Here is a 7,647-nt window from a genome sequence, read left to right as displayed (position 1 = left end):
AAAAGCACCCGAAGGTGCTTTTTTAATGCCACATTTACACTTTTGTTTCTTGCTCACTCGTAAGTAACTGGAAATCATGACCTGATGGTGCTTGATAAATTCTCAAACCAAACTCAGGAATAATCGCAATCAAATGATCAAAAATATCAGACTGGATAGCTTCATAAGATGCCCATGCAATGGTATTGGTAAATGCATAGATTTCTAATGGTAAACCTTCACTGGTTGGCTGCATTTGACGTACCAGAATGGTCTGGTTCTGCGCAATCCCTTGATGCTGACGCAAATAAAACTCAACGTAAGCACGGAATGTTCCGAGGTTGGTTAAGCGACGCTGGTTATAACGTGACTGGTTGCTTAGGTGATTATTGAACTCTTCGATTTCAGATTTTTTTGCATCTAGATATTGGTCGAGTAATAAAAAGTCTTTTAGCTTTTGTTGCTCGTCATCACTCATAAAGTGAACGCTACTTTGATCAAGAAAAAGCGAGCGCTTAATACGACGGCAGCCCGATTCACTCATACCACGCCAGTTTCTAAAGGTATCAGTAACCAGTTTATTGGTTGGAATCGTTGTAAATGTCTTGTCAAAGTTCTGTACGGTCACCGTATGTAATGACATATCAATTACATCGCCATCCGCATTTAACGATGGCATTTCAATCCAGTCCCCGATACGCACCATGTCATAAGACGCAATCTGTACGCTGGCAACCAGTGAAAGGATTGTATTCTGGAATACCAACATCAGGACTGCGGCCATTGCACCGAAACCAGCAAGCAATGTAAATACATCTTTCTTGAGGAAGGTACCCAAGATCATCAAGCCACAAACAACAAACAGGATCAGTTTCACCAGTTGCAAATAGCCTTTAATGGGCTTATTTCTTGATTTTGGATTGCGCTGATAGATCAGGTTAAAGATATTTAAAGCTTCACTCACGGTCAATGCAAGTGTGAGGAAGATAAATGCCTGTGCACCCATTTGGACCAAGCTAATGACTTTCTCTGGTAAGTGAGGAACGGTGCTAATACCATTCATAATCACGATAGCTGGGACAATATTTGCAAAACGGCGGGTAACACTATGTTGGGCAAATATAGACTGGTTCGGAGACTTAAATTTTGTAATTAAATGGCGAATCCCACGAACAATAATTCTTTTCGCAATAAAGTTTGCAAGCGCTGCAAATAAAATTAAAACAATTAAGGCCAATACCATCTCAAGCCAAGGATAATGACTTAATTCAACCCGAATATCACGGATAAAACCTAAATAATCCAAACTAATACACCTTAAAATTCTTTAAGAGAGAATTGTAAGGTGTATTTGATATTTATAATAATCTGATCACAGTTTATATACGTTCTGTAAGGCGTTTTTACATAACGCAGTGGTGTTTTACCACATTAAATCATCAGGAATGACATAAGCTGCGTATGGATCTTCCTCATCTGTGGTCTGGTCATTGTTCTCGGTATTGTTATTGACCAAGATAAAACCTTGCATTTTCTGGTCAATCTTGTCAGCCAGCGCTTTCGGCAGGTATGCATAATTGTCCTGATCTTTGGCAATGACCAGCGATCCTGAAACAAGCGCGTTATAAACCTGTTGTGAAAGATAGACTTTCTTAATTTTCCCTTCATCAATAAATTGATAGGTCACATCGCCGTTAATATCTTTCACTTTGTGCTGTTTAATCATCTGAATGATCGAAGCTTTTAGCGCTTTTTCTTCCAGAATCTTTTGTTTTTCCAGATTTAGTGCCTGATCTTTGGCTAATTTTTCTTGCTTGGCACGATCAATTTCAGCCTTGAGGACTGCATCGTCATTTTGTCCAGTACGTTGTTCGTGCTGAACCTGTTTGGTCAGTTTTTTCGCTTTTTTATTATCCACCAACCCAGCTTTTAATAATTGGGCCTGCAATGCATTTTTAACCATAATTCAATCCAAATGTGAGTTTGATGAAGAGCGAAAATAGAAAATCCAGTATGCCATACTCATGCCTAGACTTAAGCCCGCTGGAATAAGAAAGCTATTTAATTTTAAATAAGGATAAAGAGCACTCGCAATGAGTCCACCCAATAAAAAACCGATAAAAATGAGTAGATGTAGAAAAATCCGACGCTTTTCTACATTTAAGCCACGGGCTTTATACCCCAAAGCTAAACCAATATCCGTGAGCACGCCAGAAAGGTGGGTGGTTCGAATAATTGCGCCTTTGTAGTGGCTCACCATCGCATTCTGCACACCCATCGCGACACAGGCCCAGAGCAAGCCATAGCGAGGGAAATAAGGGAGCAATAACCAGGTTAGCAACAGAAAAATGGCAACTAGGCTTAGAGGAAGCCCATAACGTCGTCCAAATGCGACATTGCCATTCCCTAGAATCAGGCCGCTATAGAATGAGCCTGTGACAAAGCAAATGACGACTAAGGTGAGATAAATGAAATGTTCAGGCTGCCAGTCCAGCAAACTCATTGCCAAAATACTGACATTGCCTGTCATATGAGAAACAGATTGATGTAAGACCGTAAATAAGCCTAAAACGTTTACCATCCCTGCATTCAGTGCAAGTAAGAAGGCACCAAGTTGAATCCAGTTGGGTAAACGTTGAAGTGGCATATCAACCTATGAATTTGGACGGTCTCTGAAATCAACGGCAGCAGTAAAGAGAACATCGGTAGATGAGTTTAAAGCTGTTTCTGTTGAGTCTTGCAATACACTGATAATCATACCAATTGCAACAATCTGCATTGCAATATCAGATGATATACCAAACAAACTACAAGCAACAGGGATCAAGAGCAAAGACCCACCTGCAACACCTGACGCACCACATGCTGATACAGTCGCAACCACAGATAAAATGATCATGGTACTTAGGTCTACTGGGATGTTTAAGGTATGTACAGCAGCAAGGGTGAGTACCGTAATTGTCACTGCCGCACCCGCCATATTAATCGTTGCACCCAATGGGATAGATACACTTGCAGTTGCCTCATTTACACCTAGACGATGAGCCAAATCCATATTGACAGGAATATTGGCCGCTGAACTACGGGTAAAGAATGCAGTGATACCGCTTTCTTTTAAGCATGTAAATACCAATGGATATGGATTTGCTTTCATTGTAATTGCAACCAGAATTGGGTTGATCACAAGCGCAACAAACAGCATGGTACCAATTAACACAAATAAAAGATGTGCATAGCTTTTTAATGTCGCTAAACCTGCATCGGCAAAGGTTACTGCAACCAGACCAAAAATACCGATTGGCGCAAAGCCAATCACAGTATGAATGATTTTATTCACTGCATCTGCAATATCTGTTAAGACCTGTTTCGTTGTATCTGAGCTATGACGTAAAGCCAGACCTAAACCAATCGCCCATGCCAGAATACCAATGAAATTAGCTTCACCAATCGCTTGTACAGGATTTGCGATAAAGCTTAAAAGTAAATTCTTTAAGATTTCTGCAAGACTGCCTGGTGCTTGAAGCCCACTTTCAGGTGGTAAGTGCAAGAACAACTGACTTGGGAACATAATACTTGCTGTCACTGCACTAAACGCAGCCAGCAGCATACCTACTACATATAACACCAAAACTGGTCTGATATTTGAGCTTTGACCAATCTGGAAATTCGCTATTGAAGCAAGAACTAAAACAAAAACTAAAATCGGTGCAACAGACTTTAATGCTTTAATGAATAATTCACCCAATAAACTTAAGTAGGGTGTAAAGTTAGGAAAGAGCAGAGCTACTCCAATCCCTAGAAAAATAGCGATAATAATTTTGCTAACTAAGCTCAAGCGAGACAATACATTAAACATATAAAGGCCTTATAAACCTATGCACGGTTTAAGGTTAAACAAGGGCGGTATTCTATACCTAAGAACCGTGAATAATAAAATTTTTTTTGCAATTCAATTACTTTAAAAATATCGAAAAAATTAAGACAATGTTTTTAAAAAAAAATTAGGAAAACATGACACATCCTTTTGTATAAAAATAATCCACTAAAATTGATCATTCTGCGAGCATATCAGGCGAAAGTGTTTGTATTGCTTGATAATGTGATAAAAATATTTGACCCGTAAGTTCCTTGGTCAGTTCTGATTTAATCAATTTATCCATCACAAAACTTTTCACTTCCGACAAATGCAACTGGATGTTTAACTGCGATAATTCACGGTTAAGATCTTCCAGCATTTCTAAAGCACTCAGATCAATATTGCTAATACTTGAGCAATTAATCACAACATGTTGCAGTTCTGCATTTTGGCTGACTTCCGTAATTACATGACCTTTTAATACATGCGCATTTAAAAAAGTCAGGTTTTCATCAACGCGAAAGGCAACTACGGTTGGTGTCGTGATGACATCATAACGTGATACATTTCTAAAATGTTGAGTCCCTTCGATCAGACCAATCACTGCAATATGTGGACGACTAATTTTCCACAGCAATAGAACAAATGTTAAAATAATACCAATCATCAATCCTGTCGAGATATCAATACAGGTTACACCAAAAAATGTTGCCCACATGGCAAGGCCATCTGCTTTTGAGTACCTCCATGTTTCAATAAAGGGTGAAAGGGTAACCAGTTTCCAGATAGAGACAAAAATTGTTGCAGCCAACACGGCTAAAGGCAGATTTTGAAAAAAGCCGGTAAAATATAAACTGACTGCAATCATAAATAATGAAGAAAGTACCCCTGAAATTGGAGTCTTTGCACCTGCATCTGCATTGACAACGGTACGGGATAGACTGCCAGAAACAGCAAAACCGGAATTTATCCCTGCAGCAATATTTGCCAGACCTAAAGCAATCAGTTCTTGATTACTGTTTAAATCATCACGCTTTTGCAATGCTGTTGCCTGCGCAATCGCGAGTGATTCCACAAAGCTGATCATGGCAATCATAAAGGCACTCGGTAGAAGCTGCTGAACCAAGCCTAGATTCCATGTTGGAAAATGTAAGCTCGGTAAACCTGTCGGAATGATACCCACGGTTTTAATGCCCAGAGTATTCTCGTTCATCAAGCTCAGCAAAATAATAGAAGACAATACCAGCATCAGCGGTAGGATTTTATTTAAAAACCCAGAGCGGATAAATTTCGGCAGCAAAAAAAGTAATAAGACCGAGATCAGGCCAAAACTCATCCCTGTAAATGTAATAAGGTGAAAGTTCTGAGATAGGCTGATCAGAAATTCTGGAATATTACTGGCTTGTAAGGGAATATCGAGTAGAAACTTGAACTGTCCCAATGCGATTAACAATGCTGAAGCAATGATAAAACTTTGAATAACGGGATGACTAATCAGCTGAATCAAAAATCCGAAACGCAATAGCCCCAGAACCATCGAAATGATACCCACCAAAAGCGCCAGTAGACATGCCGCTTCGATATAGGCTGTAGAGCCCACTGGGAATAAAGGATTTAATGCCGCAAATACCATCATTGAAATAATGGCGACAGGGCCGATAGATAGGGTTGTGCTACTTCCAGTAAATGCATAAATAATCATGGGTAATATACTGGCGTATATCCCCATGATTGGTGGCAGTCCAGCCAGCATGGCATAAGCCATACCTTGTGGCACCAGCATTGCTAATACAATAAGTGCAGCAATCAGGTCTGACTTAAAGCTTGAATGTTGATACTCGCTTAACCATCTTCGTGCAGGAAATAGTCTGGAAACATTTCGGTTGAACAATTTCATGCATCATAGTCTAAATCATAAATTCATATATATTATGCAGAAAAAATGCTAAAGAAGGCTATGATGATCTTAATTTTTTCAACAATTATGTTTGAGGGCAATAGTGCTCATATAAAGTGTTTAAAATTGCTTTGAGTTTTGGGTCAAGAATTGAATAAAAAATTTGTTTACCATCACGGCGGGTAGATACCGCATTGCTTTTTCTTAGCATCATGAGCTGTTGAGACAGGGTAGGTTGGAAGATTTGCGTGATTTCTTCAATCTGTGAAACATTTAACTCTTGTTTAGCTAAATGGCACAAAATAATTAACCGATCGGTATTAGCCAGAGATTTAAGTACAGTGACAATTGTACCCGCAGATTCTCTCATTGCGTCGATCTCAAAATCCTTTTGCATACTTATACTCATTACGTTACAGCCGTGGCTAGTATAAAGTCAGTGCAATAAAAAGTTGTAGTAAAACTGCTTATTTGCAATGGTTTTTAATGAAAATATATATAAGCAAAACTGATAAAATGATTAAAAAATGCTGATTAAATCTTAATTTTTCTTTAAAGTGTGAATTGGTTAATTTTATATCTATTTATTGTGCTTTACATCTCTTTTATATCGGGTCAACCATCTTTTCAGGTAACTTTATTGTGTAGTTAAACTGAAAAATAAAATTAAGTGCTTAATATATTTAAAAAATATAAAAAACTCGAAAAAAAGATTGTGCTTTGATAAAAAGTATATATAATGAAAAACAAGACAGAACGATCTGTCTGCATAAGAAGGATCGGGAGTGCGAAAGTACGACCGCCAGAGGGTAATAATATTTATTATTCTTTTTACACTCAGACGCAAGCGTGAGCCACAATAATAATTATAAATCACGCTTTATTTTTTTCAATTCTTTATTCAAATCTTGCTTAAATTTGTCTAATTATTATCCCTCTAGTCATAAAGGGATAACATGACTTATGCAAATTCTTTTTCAAAATTGATCAGATGTTCAACGCGCTTCCAGTATTCATCCATTTCAACTGAATGTCTGTTGACGTGTGCTTGAATCGTCATACCATCTAAAATACTGACAATCAAAGTGGCGAGATGCGTCGGATTACGAATTTCGAGATTGGCAAGCAAGTTTTGAACGAGGGCAGTTAACCAGATTTTGTACTGCGTTGCTGGTTGTAAAGTCGATGGATAAATCTTGATCACTTCTTCTAAAGCTTTCTGGAACATACATCCATTGAAGTCTTCGCTATTAAACCAAGCCGAGTACCATTGAAAAATTGCTTTAAGCTGGCTTAGGTGATCCGTTTGGTCACACTCTGCCAAAGTTGCATTAAGAGAAGTCTGAAGGTTAATATTGCGTTGGATCAGGCACTCTTCAATAAGTTTTTCCTTTGAAGGGAAATATTTATAAAAGGTCATCTTCGCAACGCCAGATTCACTAATAATACGATCGACACCAATCGAGTTATAACTGTGCGAATTAAAAAGTCTTAATGCTGTGTTAATAATATCTTCTTTTTTTGACATACAACGCCTCAAGTTAGCCCATCACCAAGAGCACCATGTTGCATTTCATCATGCAATTTTCGCTGGGATTCTACATGGTATTTTAGAAAGATCATAGGGAAAAATAATAATATTTATTTAATTGATCCTTTGAGCTTTCTTTTCAAGGGGAGTATAAAAATTAACGATATGAATATTGAGGAAATAATCAGAAATACGTTTATTCAATTGAAATTTTGAATAGAATTATTGATCAAAATAAATGGATGATAATTCATCTAATTGTTTTTACAAGATATGTAATTTTATTCAAATAATCTTTAACGTTTGGAAAATAATGATCAGCGTCTAATTGTTGTTTGCTATAGTTTATTTATTTATCAGAGAAAATATTTTTGATAATTGATG

At 37.7% G+C, this 7,647-nt stretch carries 7 protein-coding genes; all 7 read right to left on the bottom strand.

The window, feature by feature from the left end:
- Positions 1-34: 34 nt before the first annotated feature.
- On the bottom strand, positions 35-1,285 hold the full coding sequence (locus tag A9Z07_RS04570) for a mechanosensitive ion channel family protein (RefSeq protein WP_069577233.1): 1,251 nt from the start codon (positions 1,283-1,285) through the stop codon (positions 35-37).
- A 117-nt stretch (positions 1,286-1,402) separates the two neighbouring features.
- The gene (locus A9Z07_RS04565; RefSeq protein ID WP_004771861.1) at positions 1,403-1,942 is read right to left on the bottom strand and encodes a DUF2058 domain-containing protein; all 540 of its coding nucleotides are present in this window, start codon (positions 1,940-1,942) and stop codon (positions 1,403-1,405) included.
- A 3-nt stretch (positions 1,943-1,945) separates the two neighbouring features.
- On the bottom strand, positions 1,946-2,626 hold the full coding sequence (locus tag A9Z07_RS04560; protein ID WP_047432848.1) for a YoaK family protein: 681 nt from the start codon (positions 2,624-2,626) through the stop codon (positions 1,946-1,948).
- A 6-nt stretch (positions 2,627-2,632) separates the two neighbouring features.
- Positions 2,633-3,835, bottom strand: a complete 1,203-nt coding sequence (sstT, locus tag A9Z07_RS04555; RefSeq protein WP_004771863.1) for a serine/threonine transporter SstT — start codon at positions 3,833-3,835, stop codon at positions 2,633-2,635.
- Between the two features lie 196 nt (positions 3,836-4,031).
- A complete protein-coding gene (locus A9Z07_RS04550; protein WP_069577230.1) occupies positions 4,032-5,732 on the bottom strand; it encodes a SulP family inorganic anion transporter in 1,701 nt (566 codons plus the stop codon).
- 85 nt (positions 5,733-5,817) lie between these two features.
- Positions 5,818-6,129, bottom strand: coding sequence for an ArsR/SmtB family transcription factor (locus A9Z07_RS04545; RefSeq protein ID WP_004771865.1), 312 nt, complete (start codon positions 6,127-6,129; stop codon positions 5,818-5,820).
- Between the two features lie 564 nt (positions 6,130-6,693).
- Positions 6,694-7,260: a TetR/AcrR family transcriptional regulator gene (locus tag A9Z07_RS04540; protein WP_004771867.1), complete on the bottom strand. Its 567-nt coding sequence runs from the start codon at positions 7,258-7,260 to the stop codon at positions 6,694-6,696.
- Positions 7,261-7,647 lie beyond the last annotated feature (387 nt).

Source organism: Acinetobacter sp. YK3, assembly GCF_001729365.1.
In the GTDB taxonomy this organism is placed as follows: Bacteria; Pseudomonadota; Gammaproteobacteria; order Pseudomonadales; family Moraxellaceae; genus Acinetobacter; species Acinetobacter vivianii.
This window is presented reverse-complemented; position numbering and strand designations above follow the sequence as displayed.